The organism is Paraburkholderia hospita (genome assembly GCF_002902965.1).
Classification (GTDB): Bacteria; Pseudomonadota; Gammaproteobacteria; order Burkholderiales; family Burkholderiaceae; genus Paraburkholderia; species Paraburkholderia hospita.
In genome coordinates, this window is record NZ_CP026107.1 from 2,029,380 (window position 1) to 2,046,829 (window position 17,450).

The window sequence follows — 17,450 nt, forward strand, 5'->3', positions numbered from 1 at the left end:
ATGTAATCAACGCGCCGCCGACTAACCCTGTCCGCCCAGCGTCAGTCCGTGCTGCCCTTTGTACGCGGCCACAGACGGCGTCGTCCACCCTTCGAGCAGATCTGGTGCAAGCCGATAGATTTCCACGCCGAGCGGCCGGCACACCTCTAGCGGATCGCGCGCGTCCGGTCCCCACATCGGTAGGGAAAGATCGCCGCCGGGACACGTCGACAGTGCGCAAAGCAGATCGATCTCCGCGAAGAACTCCAGATAATCGCCCTTCTTTGCCGGACATGCCTTCATGAAGTACTTGTCGTCGAGATTCAGACCTGTGCATTGAAAAACGTTGAGCACGTCGTGCACGTCGTACTCGGTCAGACCATACGGCGCAACCGCACGCGTGAGATTCGAATGGCAATGAAAGTGAAAATCTTCACCCGTCAGCATGCGGTTCACGTACGGGTCACAGCGCGTGCCGAGCAGATCGTGCACGCGACCGCCATGCTCGTCGATGCCGTAGTCGGCGAGACTGTCGTCGGTAATCGTCACCATCGGACGCAGAAACGGCAGCGTCGACCAGAGACGGTCGAACGTGCTGACGTGCGCTGCCTGCAACTGACGCGTGCGCGACGCCCACATCCGTTCGCGCGGATTGTGCAGGTTCCACATGTTGAGGTCCGCCACCTGTGGCCCTTCGATCGTCACGATACGGAAGACATGCCCGGCAGGCACCGTCCACGCCTGCCCCGATCGAATCGGAATCACGATCGATTCGATCAGCTCGCGGGCATCTTGCTCTGCGGCAATGCGTCGATAGAATGCCTTGTCGACGTCGAGCGCGGAGCCCTTGGTCGTTTGATAGGCGGCAGGGTAGTTCAACATGAGATCGCTCCTTGATGAGGCGGCCGGCGTGTCCACGCTCTCGTGGCGCCGTTCGATACGCGCGGCCGCGAGATGGGTCACAAATAGTCGAGCATCGCGTGCTCGGACTCCGTCAGATAGTCGGCGAGCGCTGCTTGCGCCTTGTCGAGGTGGCCGCGCTCGATCAGCGCGAAAATGCGTTGGTCTTTCGCGACCCACGGCTTCTGAAAGCGCTTTTCGTCCGGTGCGGATCCAAACACGAGCCGCAGTTGGGCGAGAATCGTCGTGAAGAACGCATCGAACAACGCGCTGTGCAGCAAGCGCACGATATGCCGGTGAAACAGCAGGCTATACGTGCCCACAGCGCGCCAGTCTTCACGTTCAACGGCGTCCTGTGCGCAACGGATCGCCTCGCGCATCAACGCGAGATCGTCTTCTTCGATGGGCTCGTCGCGCACCAGCGCCTGCAACTCGAGCGTGCGCCGCACGCGGTAGATATCGCGCACGTCGTGGCGCGTGAGCGTGCGCACGATCACGCCACGATGCCGGTAATGCACCGCAAGCCCTTCGCGGCACAGCAGCCGTAGTGCTTCGCGCAGCGTATTGCGCGACACGTCGTGCAATTGCGTCAGATCGTTCTCGACGAGCGCCGTGCCGGGCAACAGCTTGCCCTCGATGATGTCGTCGCGGATCGTTGTCAGGATGCGGTCCGTCACTGACTGATCGGCCTCCCCAGCCGACGGCGCGGGCGCAGATTTAACGGACGTACGTACTGTTGTCATTCGTAAGCTCAGGCGATATGAACGTCTTTGAGAAAACTGGCGATGCGCGAGGTTTTCTGTTTCGCGAGTTCCAGTGGAGGACCATCGCTGAGTATCGTACCGCCTTCCATGAATATCACCCGGTCCGAGATGCGGAACGCGAATTTGATTTCGTGCGTGACGATGATCATCGTCATCCCGTCGCGCGCAAGCTGCTCGATGACTTTCAGTACTTCCTGCACGAGTTCCGGGTCGAGTGCGGAGGTCGGTTCGTCGAACAGTACGATTGATGGCTGCATTGCCAGTGCGCGTGCAATCGCCACGCGTTGCTGCTGTCCGCCCGACAACTGATGCGGATACTTGTGCGCATGCGCCGCCATGCCGACCTTCGCCAGAATCCGCATGCCGGATTCTTCGAGCGCGCTGCCCTTCAGGCGGTGGTGATAACGCGGCGCGAGCGTCACGTTTTGCAGCACGGTCTTGTGCGGAAACAGATTGAAGCTTTGAAACACCATGCCGATGTCGAGAATACCGCGCATGTAGTCGCCGTGCCGCGCCTTACCATGGCCGGGCAGCGTGGACTGCAGGAACGCGCGTCCGTGCAGGCGCACTTCGCCGTCGTCGAGTGTTTCAAGGCCGTTTAGCGTACGGATCAGCGATGTCTTGCCCGAGCCCGACGGTCCGATGATCGACACGACTTCGCCGGCCTTCACGGTCAGATCGATGCCCTTGAGCACTTCGTGCTGGCCATAGCGCTTGCGAATGCCGGTTGCTTCGAGTGCGCGTCCGGTGGCCCGGAAGTCGGCGGGTTTCGCAGCGGCATTCGATGCATCGGTGGACTGCACCGTGATGTCGATCATCACGGCATGCTTGCGGCGCGTCACGTCGAGGCGCTTTTCGAGCATCTTCAGCAGATGTCCGAACACCGTGACGATCAGCACGTAATAGAACGACACCGCGAGCATGGTCTCCAGCACCTTGAAGTTCTGCGTATAGAGACGCTCGCCAACCAGCAGTATTTCAGCAAGAGAAATCACCGACACCAGCGACGTCAGCTTGACGATCGTGATGTACTCGTTGATCAGCGACGGCAGCGCAACCCTGAATGCCTGCGGCAGCACGATTAGGCGTTGCAGCCCGACGAATCCGATGCCGAGCGCTCTGCCCGCTTCGAGTTGGCCCTTGTTGAGCGCGAGCAGACCGCCGCGATGAATCTCGGCGATATACGCGGTTTCGCTGATCGACAATGCGATCAGTCCGGCCCAGAACGGATCGGACAGCACGCCGCCCGACCACGGCAACACTTGCGGCAGGTTGTAGACGAAGATCAGCAGCACCAGCAGCGGCAAGCTGCGAAACAGCCAGATATAAGCACCACACGCGACGCGCAATGGCAAAAGCGTGGATTGCTTGCCAAGCGCAAGCATGAATCCCGCGACGATACCGATCAACCATGTCGCCACGCTCAGTTCGACGACGAGCCACGCAGCTTTCCAGAATGCCGCGTCGACGAGTAGCGACGCCGCGTAATGCCAATCGAACAACATGCGACTCCCCTTCCCGCGCGCTCCGAAGCAAAGCGCGCATGGCGATGCGAGCCGTCAGGCCCGCCAGACTATGGAAAAACGCGACGTTACTTCTGCGTGCTTCCCAGCGCGAGGGCGATGTCGCCGCCCCACGGCTCGGCGACGTTGTATTGCTTGAGCAGCGCCGCATATTCGCCCGACGACTTCATCGACGCCAATGCGGTCTTCAACTGCGACAGCAGCGCGTCATTGCCTTTCTTCACGCCAAGGCCGATCACCACCGGGTAGAGCGGCACCGTCGACGTAATCGCCACGCGACCGCCAAGCCGGTTCGCCGTGATCTGCGCGACAGCGGAATCTTCGAACTGCGCATCGACGGCGTGCGACAGCACGGCTTGCGCCGCTTCCGGCGAGGTCTCGAACTCGCGCACATCGATCGCGCCGCGCCCCGCCGGCCCGCACACTTTGCTCGATACATCGGCAAGCTTCGGAATCCACGACGCGCCCTTGATCGAACTGACCCGCTTGCCGCACAGATCTTCTGGTGTTTTCGGTGCAAAACCCGCTCCGCTGAGCGCGAGCAGCGAGCCGCCCGTCTTCAGGTAAGGCAGAAAGTCGATCTGCTTTGCGCGCTCGGGCGTCACGTACAGCGCGGACGCAATCACGTCGAAGCGGTTGGCGTTGACGCCAAGAATCAGATTCGCGAAGCGCGTGTCGACGAACGACGGCTTGAGCTTCAGATGCGTGGCGAGCTTGCCCATGAAAGCGGGATCGAAGCCGGCCGGCGTTCCGTTGTCCAGATAGTCGTACGGCGGGTACGTGAGGTCTGCGCCGATCTGCAGACTCTCGGGTGCGACAGTTCCGGCCGCGGCGGCAACGTTGGCGTGTGTCCCCACGAACAAGGGGATGATCGCGGCGGCGATCTTCATCGTGTGCGACAGGCCCTTGAGGGCCGACTTCGGAAAAATGTGGGCTTTCATAAGGTCTCGCTCGTCGGGTGGTCGGGTAAATTGTTCAACAATGTAGAAACTATTGTTGAACAATAAATGAAATGCAAGCGTTTTTTGTCGCGATGAAACGCAGGTGAGTTCGACCGGAAAGAAACGGGACGGCGAAGGTTTCAAGACAAGCAAGACACCGGGCACTGTCGCCTGACGTTTCGTCGGGAGGTCCGGCGAACCCTATGTTTGTGCAGCGACTAACATACGAACCCGCCTCGATGCTGAACAATGACCCAGTCAGCGCGCCGCCACATATGGCTATAGAACGGGCGGCAACGCGCAACGCGCCGAGGTGACGTCGCTCACCTGGTTGCCAATGAGAAGAACGCACAATGCCTGACCGGCGGTATGGGGAGACCGAATATGGGCATCATTCGCAAGCGTCAGGCGACGCCGGACGAGCCATGCGACGTGGCGCCAGGCGATGAGCCAGCACAGGAGAGCCCCGCGCAACCGCTCGATGAACGGGCTTCGTCCAGCCCCGCTGCGCCTGAAGCCCCTCATACGCCCGACTTGCCCAGCAAACCTTTGCGCCGTTCCAAGCGGGCACCCGATGTCACTCGCCCGCTGGTGATCATGCGCGTGCAGTCCCGGCCGAAACAGCTCCCCGTCGTCAAGGAAGGCGGCGCGCCCGACTGGAGTCTGAGCGCTGGCGTGGCGACCGTCCTGTTCGGCTTCGTGATCGCATTCGGTACCTACGTTACGTTGACTCAGCGGGAAGCCGTGCAAAGCCGTATGGGGCACTTCGCCAACGTGAACAAGCCGCACCCGGCGAAGCACGATAGTTCGGCGTCGCCGGGTCAACCTGCTTTGGATGTTGCACAGGCCGCGCGCGCCCCGATCGACACACCACCCGTTCCGGTTGCTGTACGCGACACCGCGATGCCTCACACGGCTGCCAGCGATGCGGCGAACTCGAGCGTTGCCGTTGCTCATGACCCGCCGTCGAAGCCGCCCGTAGCGGCAGCGGTCGCTGCACCTGCGCCCAGCAATCCCACCAGTAAGCGGAATGTTGCAAGCGCACCCGCCTCTCCCGTGCGCGCGGCGCCGAAAACGATCGCTCAGAATTCAAGTCCTACCACGACACAAGCCCGCGCTGCGTCGACCATATCGAAGGAGCGACGGACTAGCCCGAAACCGGCGAGAACTGCCTGCGGCGCGCTTGAGTCGTGTGACCAGAACATTGCGCATGTCGAACAAGCGACGCATGAGCCGCCTACTGTGCGGCCTCCCGTAAAGAGCGCAACGACGACAACGGTGATACGAGAGGCAACAGTTGGCGTACCGGCCGCGCCCGCCGCGCAACTACGTCCGCCGCCGGTTCAAGCTGAAATACACACCGAAGCTGCGGCGGCTCTTTCGCTCACCGTGAACAAGAACCTGTTTCGACAGCATTAGAACGGGTCACGATACGCGAATCATGCGATGCCGCTGGCCATCGGGAACGTGCCTGATCCGACGCGAGTTGAGAGTGCCGACCGCATCTACGCAGTCGCCGGGAGATTTGCGTCGGCTCGTGCCCGGCCACCCTTATAATCCGGCATGACTCCATCCATCTCCCACGCAGCAAGCTTGCGGCCGCCGGCACCGGCTTCTCGATTCATCGGTTTGTTGGTCGCGCATACCTCAACGGGCCATTCACCAGCCACGCGTGTGGAATGCATGTTCCACGCGCTGCGCCCGACGATCGTATGAAAATACCCAAACGACTTGCACCGCTTCTCGAAGAAGGACTTATCGACGAAGTCATCGGCCAGTTGATGAGCGGCAAGGAGGCAACAGTCTACGTCGTGCGCAGCGGCGAATCGACTCGTTGCGCCAAGGTCTACAAGGACGCGAAGCAACGCAGTTTTCGGCAAGCCGCGTCGTATCGGGACGGTCGCAAGGTCAAGAACAGCCGGCAGGCGCGGGCGATGGAAAAAGGTACGCGCTACGGCCGTCAGATGCAGGAAGCGTCATGGCAGAACGCCGAAGTGGACGCGCTGTTCCGGCTCGCCAACGCCGGTGTGCGCGTGCCGCAACCCTATATTTGTACCGACGGCGTGTTGCTGATGGAGCTGGTGATCGACGAGGCGGGTGACGTCGCACCACGGCTCAACGACGTCGATCTCACCGAAGCCCGTGCCCTCGAACTGCACGCGCTGCTGCTGAACCAGGTTGTCCGCATGCTCTGCGCGGGCGTAATTCACGGCGACCTGTCGGAATACAACATCCTGCTGGCAGCGGATGGGCCGGTGATCATTGATCTGCCACAGGCCGTCGACGCAGCCGGCAATAACGACGCTGCCTCGATGCTCAAGCGAGACGTCGACAACCTGGCCGCGTACTTCGGACGGTTTGCACCGCAACTACTCACCGCGAGTTATGGCACGGAGATCTGGGCGCTCTTCGAAGCAGGGCGGCTGCATGTCGATGCCGAACTGACCGGTCGCATCGAAGTCGACACGCGACCTGTGGACCTCGACGGCGTGCTGCAGGAACTCGAAGCGACACGTCTCGAGGAAGACGCGCGAGTGCGGCGACAGCAGGAACTGAGCGCAGGCCGGTAACCGTGCTCGATGTCCCCCCGAAAATCGCCCGAAAGTGAAGGTCTTCGAGGATGTCGCCGCCCGGCCAGCTCCAGCCGTTCGCCTGTGATCTCAGCCCAAAGTTCGGAGGTCGGCTCGACTCACATAGCGGACCATTGGCCGTCAATCATGCTCGTCGCGTCATCGGCCCGTGGCGCAAAGCGGCTCGTCAGCGTTCGCTTGCGCTGTCAATGCGCGGCGTGCGCATGCTCGCGCAGCTCACCAGGAATCAACGCGCGCTCAAGGCCTCCATCACTGAGCCACGCACGCGTCTTCTGCGCAGCCCGTTCGATCAGTTGGGCGCACTGCGTATAGTCGTAGGGCGAGACATCGAGTGGACACAACGGCGGAACGACATAGATCTGCGCACGCGCCGAATAGAACTCCAGGTCGCGCACCAGCTGACGTGCGATGACGAGCGTCAGCGCATGCAGGGCCTGTGCGATCGCGCTCCGCGGCGGCGCACGCAGCGTACATGCGAAGCCAGCCGGCAGCACGATGATGCGCGTCGCACCGAGCGCGACCGCCACCGAGATCGGCGTGTTGTTGGCAACGCCGCCATCGACGAGATCCACGCCATCGATACGCACCGGCGGAAACACCCCGGGTATCGCTGCGCTCGCCTGCACGGCGTTCACCACAGGGCCGGTTGAAAGAACGACTTCGTCGCCGCTAAGCATATCGGTCGCGACGAGGTGAAGCGGCAAGGTCGCCTGCTCGATCCTCTCATACGACAGATGCGTTTCCAGAAGCCGGCGCAACGCGTTCGCCTCGACGAGGTGCGCACGGCTGCGCAGAATCATCGCGAGCAGCCCAAGCATGGAAAGCGGCATGATGTCCTGCCGCCGGATCTTGCACCAGAGCGCTTCGAGCCTTGCAACCCCATCGCCGTCCGGTCGTCCGGCGAAATACGCTGCGTTGATCGCGCCCGCGGAGGCGCCCACCAGGCAGCCCGGATGCTCACCGCGTTTGAGCAATTCGCGCAGCATGCCAACCTCGATCGCACCGAGGCTACCACCGCCAGCGAACACGAATGCGGTCAAACCCGTAGGGTGGGAGTTCATAGCTCTTTCGAAACGTCTGCCCGCGGCTCAACATCAATTGCCGCTGCCAGTCGCGCCGGTACCAGCATGGCGAGGTAACCGCGTACAAACACGCGTATGGCGCAGTCAACGCAAGCCTCAAGCGATCATCGCCGCGACGGCTTTGTCCTTTGCATGGTATGCCCCTTTCAAAGTATCCGCCAAACGTCGCTAAGATCAGACGTGATCCCGCGGTCTTTTGGGAAGTGGGCCTCCATGTCACAGTGCTGGACGGCTTCTGCCGGCAATCCGCGACCGTCCGGGGATTTGCTCGCCGTCGCGAACGTCGGACCGGGTTCGGCTATCTGGGAGTCTTTCGAGGACTCGGCTCAAATGGCCGCAAGGTGCATGAGGCAAGAGCAGTGCGCGGTTTCTGTAAAGCGCTTCGCACGAGTCTCTGATCGCGCCCGCCGATATACGGTCTCGCTGCTTCTCAGTGAGAGCGGAATACATTGATCGTAGTCTGGATTGTCGTTGCGGACTACGATCGTTTTTACACAGACTTCGTTCTGCGCGTTGGCATCGCCGGGTCCGCGAACAGGTCGATCACTACCTTGCGCAACCAGCGATTGCCTTCGTCCTGCTGGACGCGCGCGTGCCAGAGCAAATGGATCGGCGCGGCGGGCAAGGTCGAGGGCAATGCGCGCAGGCTCAGTGAGAACGGCGCGGCCAGCTGCAAGGCCAGTCGCTCCGGCACCGTGGCGATCAGATCGGTGCGTTGCAGGATAAAGCCGACGCTCATGAAGTGAGGCACCGTCAATCGCACCTGGCGCTGCACGCCTCGTCGTTTCAGCCAATCGTCAACCTGACCGTGTCCGGTGCCGGCGGACACCACCACCAGATGCTCGGCTTCACGCCAGGCAGCGAGCGTAAGCGGCGCATCTTCGAGCGCGTGGCCGTGCCTGAACAGGCAGACATACCGCTGATTGAACAGGCGGCGCTGATAGAAGCCGCCCTTGAGCTGCGGCAGTAGGCCGATGGCGAGATCGACCCTACCCTCGGCCATCTCGTGGCTCAGATTGACGCTCGTGTCGCGAACGGTATTGAGCGCGATGCCCGGCGCCTCGCGCGACAGTCGTTCGACAAGCGCGGGCAGAAAGACGACCTCGCCGATATCGGTCATGCCGATCGTTATCGTGCGCGTGACACGCAGCGGATCGAACCCGGTCTCGGGATTGAGCGCGGCGTGCAGCGTGGCGAGCGCCTGAGAAACCGGCTCTGCCAGACGGATCGCGAATGGCGTGGGCACTACGCCGCCAGGCGCGCGCACGAACAGTGGATCACCGAGCCGTCGACGCAGTTTGGCAAGCGCGTTGCTGACGCCAGGCTGACTCATGTTCATCTGCTCAGCCACGGTTGCTACGCGCCGCTCCTGCATCAAGCGTTGGAAAAGCAGCAGCAGATTGAGATCAACTTCACCTAGTTCCATGACTCGGTCCCTCCGCATCATTGATTTTAGTGATGACGTAGATTTCTCCCATTTTATTGTGGAATGAGCGACCAATGTCGAGAATTCAGACAAGGCGCACGCATCGGTTTTCTGCACTGTACGCATGCCGCGCCGACTCAATCACATAGTCTGAATATTGGAGACACCCCATGGAACAGTTGGATCTGAAGATCGCAATCGTCGGTGCTGGCATTGGTGGCCTCACGCTCGCGCTCGCACTGCGAGAACATGGCGTCGACGCGCAGCTTTACGAGCAAACCGACGAGCTTCGCGAGGTGGGAGCAGCCGTCGCGCTGTCGGCGAATGCGACGCGGTTTTATGAACGCATGGGTCTGCGTGCAGCCTTCGACGCGGTGTGCGCTGAAATACCCGCGCTGATCTATCGGGACGGGCGCAGCGGCGAAGTGATTGGACAGCATCGTGGCGAGCCGAGCTATCGCCAGCAGTTCGGCGGTTCGTATTGGGGCGTACATCGCGCGGATCTGCAGGCCGTCCTGTCGCAAGCAGTCGGCCTCGAACGTATCCATCTCAGCCATCGACTGACCGATCTCGTGCAGCATTCCGATCGCGTGAGTCTGAGTTTCGCCAACGGTCGGCAGATCGACGCCGATCTGGTGATCGGCGCGGACGGCGCGCGCTCGATCACGCGGCGCTGGATGCTCGGCTACGACGATGCCCTGTATTCGGGCTGCTCAGGTTTTCGTGGCGTGGTGCCGGCGGGACGCATGGATCTGCTGCCCGATCCCGAGGCCATTCAGTTCTGGGTCGGACCGCAGGGCCATCTGCTTCACTATCCGATCGGCGACAAAGGCGACCAGAACTTTCTGCTTGTCGAGCGCCATCCCTCGCCGTGGCCATCGCGCGACTGGGTCACGTCGGCGAGCGAGGGTGAGCAGTTGCGCCTGTTCAAGGACTGGCATCCCGCCGTGGTGCAGATGATCACAGCGGTGCCCATCAGCCAGCGCTGGGGTCTGTTCCATCGTCCCCCGCTCGGGCGCTGGAGCAAGGGCCGCGTGACGCTCATCGGCGATGCTGCGCATGCGCTTGTGCCGCACCATGGTCAGGGCGCCAATCAGTCGATCGAAGATGCCGTGGTGCTGGCCGCGCAGCTGGCCAAGGCGGGACCGGGTCGCTGGCGCGAGGCGCAGGAAGCCTACGAGCGGTTGCGGCGGGGCCGCACGCGCAAGGTGCAATACGCCTCGATATCGACGGCTGACGTGTTGCATCTGCCTGACGGACCCGAGGCGCAAGCGCGCAACGCTCGCCTCCGCGCACGCGACAGCCTGCTGCACCATCTGGACTGGATTCACGATTTCGACGCCCTTGCGCAAGAGCCGACGGAACGCCAGGGCGGCACCTGGCTTTGAACTGCGCACCTCGCGTTGACGCCTGCACAACTATCCTGCCTCGTTGAGGTTGCTGGATGCCTGCCGTGGTCGCGATGACTGTGGACGTGCTGCGCCGCGTGCCGGCAGGCGGCAGGCGGCAGGCGGCAGGCGGCAGGCGGCAGGCGGCAGGCATGGATACCAAAGAGTTCGACGAAGTTTTTTCTGAAATCGTCGTCAATCCAGTGAGGGACGAGGGATTTCGGACAGCTGATGTTCCACGCAGCGAGATCATCGCGAATCCGAACGATACAAAGGACTATCTGCACGGCATGTGGTCGCTGCCTGCAAAGGCGGTGACGTCGAAAGATTACGCTTTACCACGACCAGATCGACAACAATCGTTGGCATATGGGTGCGGCTGAACGTTAGCTCAGCCATCGGCCACTATTGCTGCGTGAGCATCAGGTTCAGGTTCTGAACCGCAGCGCCGGATGCGCCTTTGCCAAGATTATCGAAAACCGCGGACAGCAGGACGTGCCCGTGTTCCATATTAGGAAATACGCTTAAGCGCATGTCGTTCGTGCCGTTCAGCACTTGCGGATCGAGGTGCTTCAAGACGCGCGATTCGTGCAGCGGCAAGACATGTACGTGGGCCGCCTCGGCATAGTGGCGTGCGAGGCATGCGTGTAACGTGGCGCCATCCACGTCGGGTGCCAGCAGCCGCAAATCCAGCGGCACCGTCAGCACGATGCCCTGGCGGAACGCACCATACGCAGGGACGAAGATGGGACGCTGCGCGAGTCCGGCGTGTCGCTGGATTTCCGGGGTGTGCTTGTGCGCGAGTTCCAGACCATATACCTGGAATGAAGGCGCGTTGACGGCACCCTGCCCCTCATGTTCCTCGACGCCGGCACGCCCGCGTCCGGAGTAGCCGGACACCGCGTGAATGCTGACAGGGTAGTTGCCTGGTATGAGCCCAGCCTGCAACAGGGGACGCAGCAAGCCAATTGCACCCGTCGGATAGCAACCGGGATTGGTGACCCGACGTGCGTTCGCAATGCGTTCAGCCTGTCCCAGCGCCATTTCCGGAAAACCGTATGTCCAGTCCGGCTGTGTGCGGTGGGCGGAACTTGCGTCGATCACTCTGACGGCAGGATTAACAATGGCTTCCACTGCCTCTCGCGCGGCGGCATCAGGCAAACAGAGGATGGCGATGTCGCAGGCGTTGATGGCTTCTGCGCGACGCTGCGGATCCTTGCGTTCCGCAGCCGCAAGCGTGAACAGTTCAAGGTCGGTCCGGTTGCGCAGCCGTTCGTGGATTTGCAACCCGGTGGTGCCTTGGTCGCCGTCGATGAAAACAACGGGAGAGCTCATACGTGGAATACTCCGCTGGCTACAGGTGGTGACGGGAAGAACGAGCCCCTATGTTCCATGGACCGCTAGAATAGAGAAAGTTGAATTTCATAACGTGAACATTCAGTTTTTCTGAATCTGGACGCCGACATGCGAGAAATCAGCCTGGACCGCTTGCGCACTCTGGTCGCCATTACCGACCGTGGCTCATTTGCCGACGCGGCGCGCGCATTGAATCTGGCGCCGCCAACGGTCAGCCTCCACATCGCTGAACTCGAAGACCGCGTTGGGGCTCCACTCCTGTCACGGAAGCGCGGACATGTAAGGCCGTCGGCGATAGGAGAGGTGCTGGTGGAGCGCGCGCGTCGACTGCTGGCCGATGCGGAGCAGGCGTTAGACGATATTCAACGCCAGGTGCAGGGGCTCGAAGGGCGCGCGCGGCTCGGTGCGTCGACTGGCGTGATCGCGCACCTGTTGCCGCAAGCGCTTGAGGTGCTGCGCCAGCACCATCCCGCGATCGACATCCAGATTGCAGTACTCACTTCACATGAAACGCTGTCCCGACTGGCGGATGGAACGCTGGATGTTGGGCTGGTCGCGCTGCCTCAGCCCCCGGTGGCTGGACTCGTGATAAAGCCTTGGCGCCGCGACCCCGTGATGGCCTTTGTGCCGGCGCATTGGCGGTGTCCGGCCCGCGTCACGCCTGAATGGCTCGCCGCCCAACCTCTTATTCTCAACGACGCGACCACGCGTCTCTCGCGTCTGACTGCGGAGTGGTTCGCGGCCGCTGGACACCATCCTGCGCCGCGCATTCAACTCAACTACAACGACGCGATCAAGAGTCTGGTAGCGGCAGGTTACGGCGCAGCGCTGTTGCCCCATGAGGCCACTACGCCATTACCCGACAGGCGCATTGTCATGCGTCCGCTGCGCCCGGCGTTGTGGCGTCGGCTCGGCATTGCACATCGTGCGGGGTACGTAGAGCGTTCCACGCAACACGTACTTGATGTGTTGTGGGATCTGCGATTGGCGTAGCAGTTGCCATTTTCCGCTTCAGGATCCATCACTCGACCATCATGCCGGGTAGACGCAAACATCGACGGCATTGTCGCGTCTGACGCAACTCTGAGTCGAGGCGCAGGCGGTTATTCACTGCATCGACCGACACTAGAATGAGCCCGTTTTTGATTACTTCAAATGGGCAAGTACTATGTCTTCTTTGTTCGATCCGTATGATCTCGGGCCTATCCGGCTCAAGAACCGTGTTGTCATGGCGCCGATGGAGCGCTCGCGCGCGCGCAACCCGGACTGGGCGCCGGAGGCCGACACTGCGCGCTATTTTTCGCAGCGTGCGGGTGCCGGCCTCATCGTGACGGGCAGCATCTCCATCAGCGAATGGGCTCGTACCTGGGCGTTCGAGCCCGGCCTTTACACGCCAACCCAGATCCGGGCCTGGCGTTCTATAACCGGAGAGGTTCATGATCATGGCGGAGTGATCTTCGGGCAGATCCGGCATGGTGGCCGCGCGAGCCATGTTTCGCATCAGCCGAATCGCCAGAGCACAGTTAGCTCTACCGACACCGGCTCGACGAAAGCAATTTCAATGGCGTTCGATGAGAATGGTCAACCGGCCTTTCTGTTGCAAGGCAAGCCACGCGCATTGCGTACTGATGAGGTGCCTCAGATCGTCGTCGAGTTTGCTCAGGCCGCGCGCAATGCTATCGAAGGTGGATTCGACGGCGTCGAGATCCACGGTGCCAACGGCTATCTTCATGATCAGTTCATCAACGGAACGCTCAACACGCGCGACGACAGGTATGGCGGATCGATCGCAAATCGTCTTCGCTTCACGCTTGAGACTGTCGATACAGTTGTCGATGCCATCGGTGGCGAGCGCATTGGCATCCGCCTGTCGCCCTTCGGCCGCTACAACGAAATGCCGGCTTTCGATGACGAGGCCGATACGTACTTGACGCTGGCGTCCGAGCTTTCGAAGCGCGGCATCGCTTATGTGCATTTCAGTGACCAAACGCGATGGGCTGACGACGTCTCCATTCCTGAAAATTTTCTCCGGGTGTTTCGCAGCGCCTTCCGAGGACCTTTGATCCTCGCCGGTGGTTATCTCCGAGAAAATGGAGAGGCAGCTATCGATTCGGGAGAGGCTGATCTGATCGGGATCGGGAAGCCCTTCATCGCGAATCCAGACCTGGTCGAGCGCCTGCGCAACGGTTGGCCGCTCAATCAATGGGACGAGGATACGTTTTATACAGCGGGAGCCAAGGGCTATACGGACTACGGAGTCTACAAGTAGGACAACGTCGTAGCTCCCCGCCCTGAAGTTTGTTCATGCAATCTGCTGAACACAGCGCGCAGACAGACGCTTCGCTGCCATCCGGCTACTGGAGGGTAGCGCGTTTCTTCAACTTCGCTCACGCGAGGTATGCGGTTCATTGCATGCGCGCTGTTACAGGAAATTGACGCATGCTGTCGAGCAGGGCGTCGACGATAACGCGAATTTTCGCCGGCAACGCAAGTGTTCGCGGCCACAACAGGTTGATTGGCACCTCGCCACCCGACATGCCGTCGAACACAGTAACAAGATTGCCGCTGCTGAGGTCATCCTGGACCATCCACAGCGGCAATTGAGCGAGCCCATGTCCTGACTTGACCGCAGCCAGCACCATCTCGAAGTCGCACACCCTGTGTTTGATCGGTACCACGTGCGGGGCGATTGAGCCGTCCCGCTGCTTGAGCAACCACGCCACACGATGCGGGGAATTCGAGGCGGCAATGCAATCGTGATGGGCAAGGTCGGCTGCATGCTGGGGCGCGCCGTGTGCAGCAACATACGCCGGAGATCCGCAGATGACCAATTGTTGCACGCCCAGCCTTCGAGCGACCAGGTCAGTAGAGTCGCCTGGTTCGCCAATACGCACGGCGAGATCAATGCCCTCATCGATCAGATCGACCAGCCGGTCAGTGAAGCTGACGTTGAGTTGCAAGGCAGGACATCGGGCTGCCACGTCGAGCAGGACAGGCATCACGTATAGCCGACCGAACGCGGTCGGAAGATCGATACGAACCGGTCCTGCTGGTCTGTTCTGTGCGAGCTTCAGGATAGCCTCGCCTCGTTGCAGTTCATCCAGCGCGGCCGCGCAATGTTCCAGCCACGCTTCGCCATGGGACGTCAGCGTGAGACGACGCGTCGTGCGGTGAAGCAATCTCGCACCAAGGCGTGCCTCCAGGCGCGAAACTGCGCGACCGACTGCGGACTTGGTCAGACCAAGCTCGTCGGCTGCAGCGGTAAACGTACCAAGTCGCGCAACTGCCACGAACTCCGCGATGCCATCGAACTGTAGGCTGGTAGGAAAATCGGTAGACATGTATCGTGTCCAGGACAGTCGAAAACACACGGACGTGGTGGACATTAGGAGAAGTGCGGACGATGAGGCATCGACCACTCCAATGCCGGCATACCAGAGGGTGCTTTCGAGCTTCGTATGTTCGAGCAGCAACTGCACCGTCCGAAGACTTTTCGTAGCCGCAGGCAGTTGAAGCAACAACGCGCGTTAGGCGAGGCTGATTCACGACGCTACGCCACAATTTTCAGCGCTCAGGAACCTTGAAATGCTGAGATCATTTTCGCTCTCATATTACACAATGAGGCGAGGATAAGCTCGCAAATGAGCGCATTACCAGGCATTAACAGCGACCGCTCCGCAGCCAACGCGCACCGAGGCACCGTCACATAATCATCGCCGCTATTCGCCGACCTGGAATGGCGTAGCGGCTACACGCGCTTTACTACACGTTCACCACCCAACGTTGGCGAATGTCAGCTCAAGGCATGACTTGACCGCCGTTGACTTCGATAATTTGCCCCGTGACATAGCTACTCGCTTCATCACTGGCCAGAAACAGGAACGCCCCTGTACATTCTTCAGCGGTGCCTAAGCGCCCCATTGGAATAGCCGCAGAAAAGCGCTTGAGAATCTCCGGGCTGGAGTGTCCGTCATGGAAAGGCGTTTCGATCACACCAGGTGCCACCGCATTGACACGGATTCTCTCGCCCACCAACTCTTTCGCCATCGTCCGGGTAATGGTTGACACGAAGCCCTTGCATGCTGCATAGAGCCCCGCACCCGGACCACCGCCTGTCCGGGCTGCTTGCGTTGTCACGTTGATGATGTTTCCACCGCCCGATCCCGCCATGAGAGGAATGACGCGGCGGCTCACTGCGACCACGGACCGAGCATTGAGACGAAATACGTCGTCGATATAGTCGTCGTCTGCTTCGACAATGGGCGCACGCCGCACGAATCCGCCCGCGTTGTTCACCAGAACGTCGATGCGTCCGAAGTGCGCGTGCACCTTCGCCACCATCTCATCCACCTGGCTGGACTCGGTAATGTCGGCCTGCACCGCAATCGCATCACCGCCGGCCTCTTTGATCTGCGACACGACAGATTGCGCCGCTGACACGCCACTCCGGTAGTGAACAGCAACCCTGGACCCGCATTCACCGAAAGCGCGGGCGAGTGCGGCCCCGATGCCGGAACTTGCACCTGTGATCAACACCACTTTATTCTTCAAATCTCGCATAGACACTCCGCAACGTTGATTGATCAGACTCCGCGCAACGACAATTCGACGTGCTTCAGACGTCTTACCATGCGGTCGACGAACTGAAGCGTCACGTGAGCCAGTGCACGTTGATTCGGCGCAATGACGCCGACGGTGAGGGCGTTGACATTCACATCGTCAAGCGGCCGCCATACCACTTCGCCTCGGGCCAACTCGTCGAGAAACGCCAGTTTGGAGAAAAACGAAATACCTCGACCCGATGCGATCAGGCGTTTGAGAAGCGTTGTCGAATTGCACGTCACGCTAGGCTTCAGGGATTCCCAATACTCGTGAAAATCATTCGCCACGACACCCTGAATCGGCGAGCGTCCTTCGAGTCTGAGAAACGCATGGTTGCGGCATTCTTCGAAGCTGATACGCTCCTTCTTCGCCAACGGGTGCGACGAAGCCATCACGACCCCAGGCGGCAGGGACACTTCCGTCACGACATCGAGGCCGGCTGGCAGCTTCGTGACGTACGAAATGCCAAGGTCATATTCACCGCTTACCAACCGCGCGGGAACATCGTGAGGCGGCACGGCGGCAATCGAATACGTCACTGCCGGATAAGACTCGGAGAACTCTTCCACCGTGGCGGGCAGAAAGTCGACAAAGAGCGAGTCCATCGCCGCCACCGACACATGCCCTTTGCGCTCCCCCTTCAATGCATCGAGTTCACTGCGCATCAGATGAAAGTCGTTCAGTGTCGAACGGATATGCTGAAGCACGCGCTCGCCCGCGGCGTTCAGGCGAATGCCGTTCGGCAGCCGGTCGAACAGTTCCGCTCCCATCTCCGATTCGAGCTTGAGAACCTGCCGGTTGACTGCACTCGACGCGACATACAGATTCTGTGCGGCCTTCCGGATCGATCCGCAACGCGCCACTTCAACGAAATACTTCAGGACATTTGCATGCATCG

16 protein-coding genes are annotated in these 17,450 nt (G+C 60.8%); 6 read left to right on the forward strand and 10 right to left on the reverse strand.

Annotation, left to right across the window (positions count from 1 at the left end):
* Window positions 1-21: 21 nt before the first annotated feature.
* The 4 genes from C2L64_RS42500 to C2L64_RS42515 form a co-directional block, all read right to left on the reverse strand.
* Window positions 22-861: an urea carboxylase-associated family protein gene (locus C2L64_RS42500; protein ID WP_009770165.1), complete on the reverse strand. Its 840-nt coding sequence runs from the start codon at window positions 859-861 to the stop codon at window positions 22-24.
* 77 nt (window positions 862-938) lie between these two features.
* A complete protein-coding gene (locus C2L64_RS42505; protein WP_100216102.1) occupies window positions 939-1,622 on the reverse strand; it encodes a GntR family transcriptional regulator in 684 nt (227 codons plus the stop codon).
* An 8-nt stretch (window positions 1,623-1,630) separates the two neighbouring features.
* Window positions 1,631-3,148 carry an amino acid ABC transporter permease/ATP-binding protein gene (locus C2L64_RS42510; protein ID WP_009770163.1) on the reverse strand — a complete coding sequence of 506 codons (1,518 nt, stop codon included), beginning with the start codon at window positions 3,146-3,148 and terminating at the stop codon, window positions 1,631-1,633.
* Between the two features lie 86 nt (window positions 3,149-3,234).
* Window positions 3,235-4,107 (reverse strand): ABC transporter substrate-binding protein, encoded by an 873-nt coding sequence (locus tag C2L64_RS42515; protein WP_090835125.1) that lies wholly within the window; start codon window positions 4,105-4,107, stop codon window positions 3,235-3,237.
* Between the two features lie 384 nt (window positions 4,108-4,491).
* Between C2L64_RS42515 and C2L64_RS42520 the strand changes: the two genes are divergently transcribed.
* The gene (locus C2L64_RS42520; RefSeq protein WP_009770161.1) at window positions 4,492-5,526 is read left to right on the forward strand and encodes a hypothetical protein; all 1,035 of its coding nucleotides are present in this window, start codon (window positions 4,492-4,494) and stop codon (window positions 5,524-5,526) included.
* Between the two features lie 293 nt (window positions 5,527-5,819).
* Window positions 5,820-6,677, forward strand: a complete 858-nt coding sequence (locus tag C2L64_RS42525) for a PA4780 family RIO1-like protein kinase (RefSeq protein ID WP_009770160.1) — start codon at window positions 5,820-5,822, stop codon at window positions 6,675-6,677.
* Between the two features lie 206 nt (window positions 6,678-6,883).
* Here C2L64_RS42525 and C2L64_RS42530 read toward each other — a convergent pair whose 3' ends face one another.
* A complete protein-coding gene (locus C2L64_RS42530) occupies window positions 6,884-7,759 on the reverse strand; it encodes a patatin-like phospholipase family protein (protein WP_007736912.1) in 876 nt (291 codons plus the stop codon).
* A 511-nt stretch (window positions 7,760-8,270) separates the two neighbouring features.
* Window positions 8,271-9,206 carry a LysR family transcriptional regulator gene (locus C2L64_RS42535; RefSeq protein ID WP_009770158.1) on the reverse strand — a complete coding sequence of 312 codons (936 nt, stop codon included), beginning with the start codon at window positions 9,204-9,206 and terminating at the stop codon, window positions 8,271-8,273.
* A gap of 170 nt (window positions 9,207-9,376) precedes the next feature.
* Between C2L64_RS42535 and C2L64_RS42540 the strand changes: the two genes are divergently transcribed.
* Window positions 9,377-10,594, forward strand: coding sequence for an FAD-dependent monooxygenase (locus C2L64_RS42540; protein WP_009770157.1), 1,218 nt, complete (start codon window positions 9,377-9,379; stop codon window positions 10,592-10,594).
* A 56-nt stretch (window positions 10,595-10,650) separates the two neighbouring features.
* The gene (locus tag C2L64_RS55260) at window positions 10,651-10,977 is read left to right on the forward strand and encodes a hypothetical protein (protein ID WP_244212254.1); all 327 of its coding nucleotides are present in this window, start codon (window positions 10,651-10,653) and stop codon (window positions 10,975-10,977) included.
* Between the two features lie 22 nt (window positions 10,978-10,999).
* Here C2L64_RS55260 and argC read toward each other — a convergent pair whose 3' ends face one another.
* Window positions 11,000-11,929 carry an N-acetyl-gamma-glutamyl-phosphate reductase gene (argC, locus tag C2L64_RS42550; RefSeq protein ID WP_007736916.1) on the reverse strand — a complete coding sequence of 310 codons (930 nt, stop codon included), beginning with the start codon at window positions 11,927-11,929 and terminating at the stop codon, window positions 11,000-11,002.
* 129 nt (window positions 11,930-12,058) lie between these two features.
* On the opposite strand from argC, the gene C2L64_RS42555 reads away from it, so the two are divergent.
* Together C2L64_RS42555 and C2L64_RS42560 are read left to right on the forward strand one after the other, a co-directional pair.
* Complete coding sequence (locus C2L64_RS42555; RefSeq protein ID WP_007736917.1) at window positions 12,059-12,943, forward strand: LysR family transcriptional regulator; 885 nt, start codon at window positions 12,059-12,061, stop codon at window positions 12,941-12,943.
* A 175-nt stretch (window positions 12,944-13,118) separates the two neighbouring features.
* Window positions 13,119-14,219, forward strand: a complete 1,101-nt coding sequence (locus tag C2L64_RS42560) for an alkene reductase (RefSeq protein ID WP_009770155.1) — start codon at window positions 13,119-13,121, stop codon at window positions 14,217-14,219.
* Between the two features lie 136 nt (window positions 14,220-14,355).
* Here C2L64_RS42560 and C2L64_RS42565 read toward each other — a convergent pair whose 3' ends face one another.
* The 3 genes from C2L64_RS42565 to C2L64_RS42575 all read right to left on the reverse strand — a co-directional run bounded on the left by C2L64_RS42565 (window position 14,356) and on the right by C2L64_RS42575 (window position 17,448).
* Complete coding sequence (locus tag C2L64_RS42565) at window positions 14,356-15,291, reverse strand: LysR family transcriptional regulator (RefSeq protein ID WP_009770154.1); 936 nt, start codon at window positions 15,289-15,291, stop codon at window positions 14,356-14,358.
* A 457-nt stretch (window positions 15,292-15,748) separates the two neighbouring features.
* Complete coding sequence (locus C2L64_RS42570) at window positions 15,749-16,510, reverse strand: SDR family NAD(P)-dependent oxidoreductase (protein WP_009770153.1); 762 nt, start codon at window positions 16,508-16,510, stop codon at window positions 15,749-15,751.
* Between the two features lie 23 nt (window positions 16,511-16,533).
* Window positions 16,534-17,448, reverse strand: coding sequence for a LysR family transcriptional regulator (locus tag C2L64_RS42575; RefSeq protein WP_007736922.1), 915 nt, complete (start codon window positions 17,446-17,448; stop codon window positions 16,534-16,536).
* Window positions 17,449-17,450: the final 2 nt, after the last annotated feature.

Excerpts from the sequence above, each read along its gene's own strand:
- C2L64_RS42555 (WP_007736917.1), top strand. The coding sequence starts at position 12,059 with ATGCGAGAAATCAGCCTGGACCGCTTGCGCACTCTGGTCGCCATTACC.
- C2L64_RS42525 (WP_009770160.1), top strand. The coding sequence starts at position 5,820 with ATGAAAATACCCAAACGACTTGCACCGCTTCTCGAAGAAGGACTTATC.
- C2L64_RS42570 (WP_009770153.1), bottom strand. The coding sequence starts at position 16,510 with ATGCGAGATTTGAAGAATAAAGTGGTGTTGATCACAGGTGCAAGTTCC.
- C2L64_RS55260 (WP_244212254.1), top strand. The coding sequence starts at position 10,651 with ATGCCTGCCGTGGTCGCGATGACTGTGGACGTGCTGCGCCGCGTGCCG.
- C2L64_RS42560 (WP_009770155.1), top strand. The coding sequence starts at position 13,119 with ATGTCTTCTTTGTTCGATCCGTATGATCTCGGGCCTATCCGGCTCAAG.
- argC (WP_007736916.1), bottom strand. The coding sequence starts at position 11,929 with ATGAGCTCTCCCGTTGTTTTCATCGACGGCGACCAAGGCACCACCGGG.
- C2L64_RS42535 (WP_009770158.1), bottom strand. The coding sequence starts at position 9,206 with ATGGAACTAGGTGAAGTTGATCTCAATCTGCTGCTGCTTTTCCAACGC.
- C2L64_RS42505 (WP_100216102.1), bottom strand. The coding sequence starts at position 1,622 with ATGACAACAGTACGTACGTCCGTTAAATCTGCGCCCGCGCCGTCGGCT.
- C2L64_RS42500 (WP_009770165.1), bottom strand. The coding sequence starts at position 861 with ATGTTGAACTACCCTGCCGCCTATCAAACGACCAAGGGCTCCGCGCTC.
- C2L64_RS42540 (WP_009770157.1), top strand. The coding sequence starts at position 9,377 with ATGGAACAGTTGGATCTGAAGATCGCAATCGTCGGTGCTGGCATTGGT.
- C2L64_RS42575 (WP_007736922.1), bottom strand. The coding sequence starts at position 17,448 with ATGCATGCAAATGTCCTGAAGTATTTCGTTGAAGTGGCGCGTTGCGGA.
- C2L64_RS42565 (WP_009770154.1), bottom strand. The coding sequence starts at position 15,291 with ATGTCTACCGATTTTCCTACCAGCCTACAGTTCGATGGCATCGCGGAG.
- C2L64_RS42510 (WP_009770163.1), bottom strand. The coding sequence starts at position 3,148 with ATGTTGTTCGATTGGCATTACGCGGCGTCGCTACTCGTCGACGCGGCA.
- C2L64_RS42515 (WP_090835125.1), bottom strand. The coding sequence starts at position 4,107 with ATGAAAGCCCACATTTTTCCGAAGTCGGCCCTCAAGGGCCTGTCGCAC.
- C2L64_RS42530 (WP_007736912.1), bottom strand. The coding sequence starts at position 7,759 with ATGAACTCCCACCCTACGGGTTTGACCGCATTCGTGTTCGCTGGCGGT.
- C2L64_RS42520 (WP_009770161.1), top strand. The coding sequence starts at position 4,492 with ATGGGCATCATTCGCAAGCGTCAGGCGACGCCGGACGAGCCATGCGAC.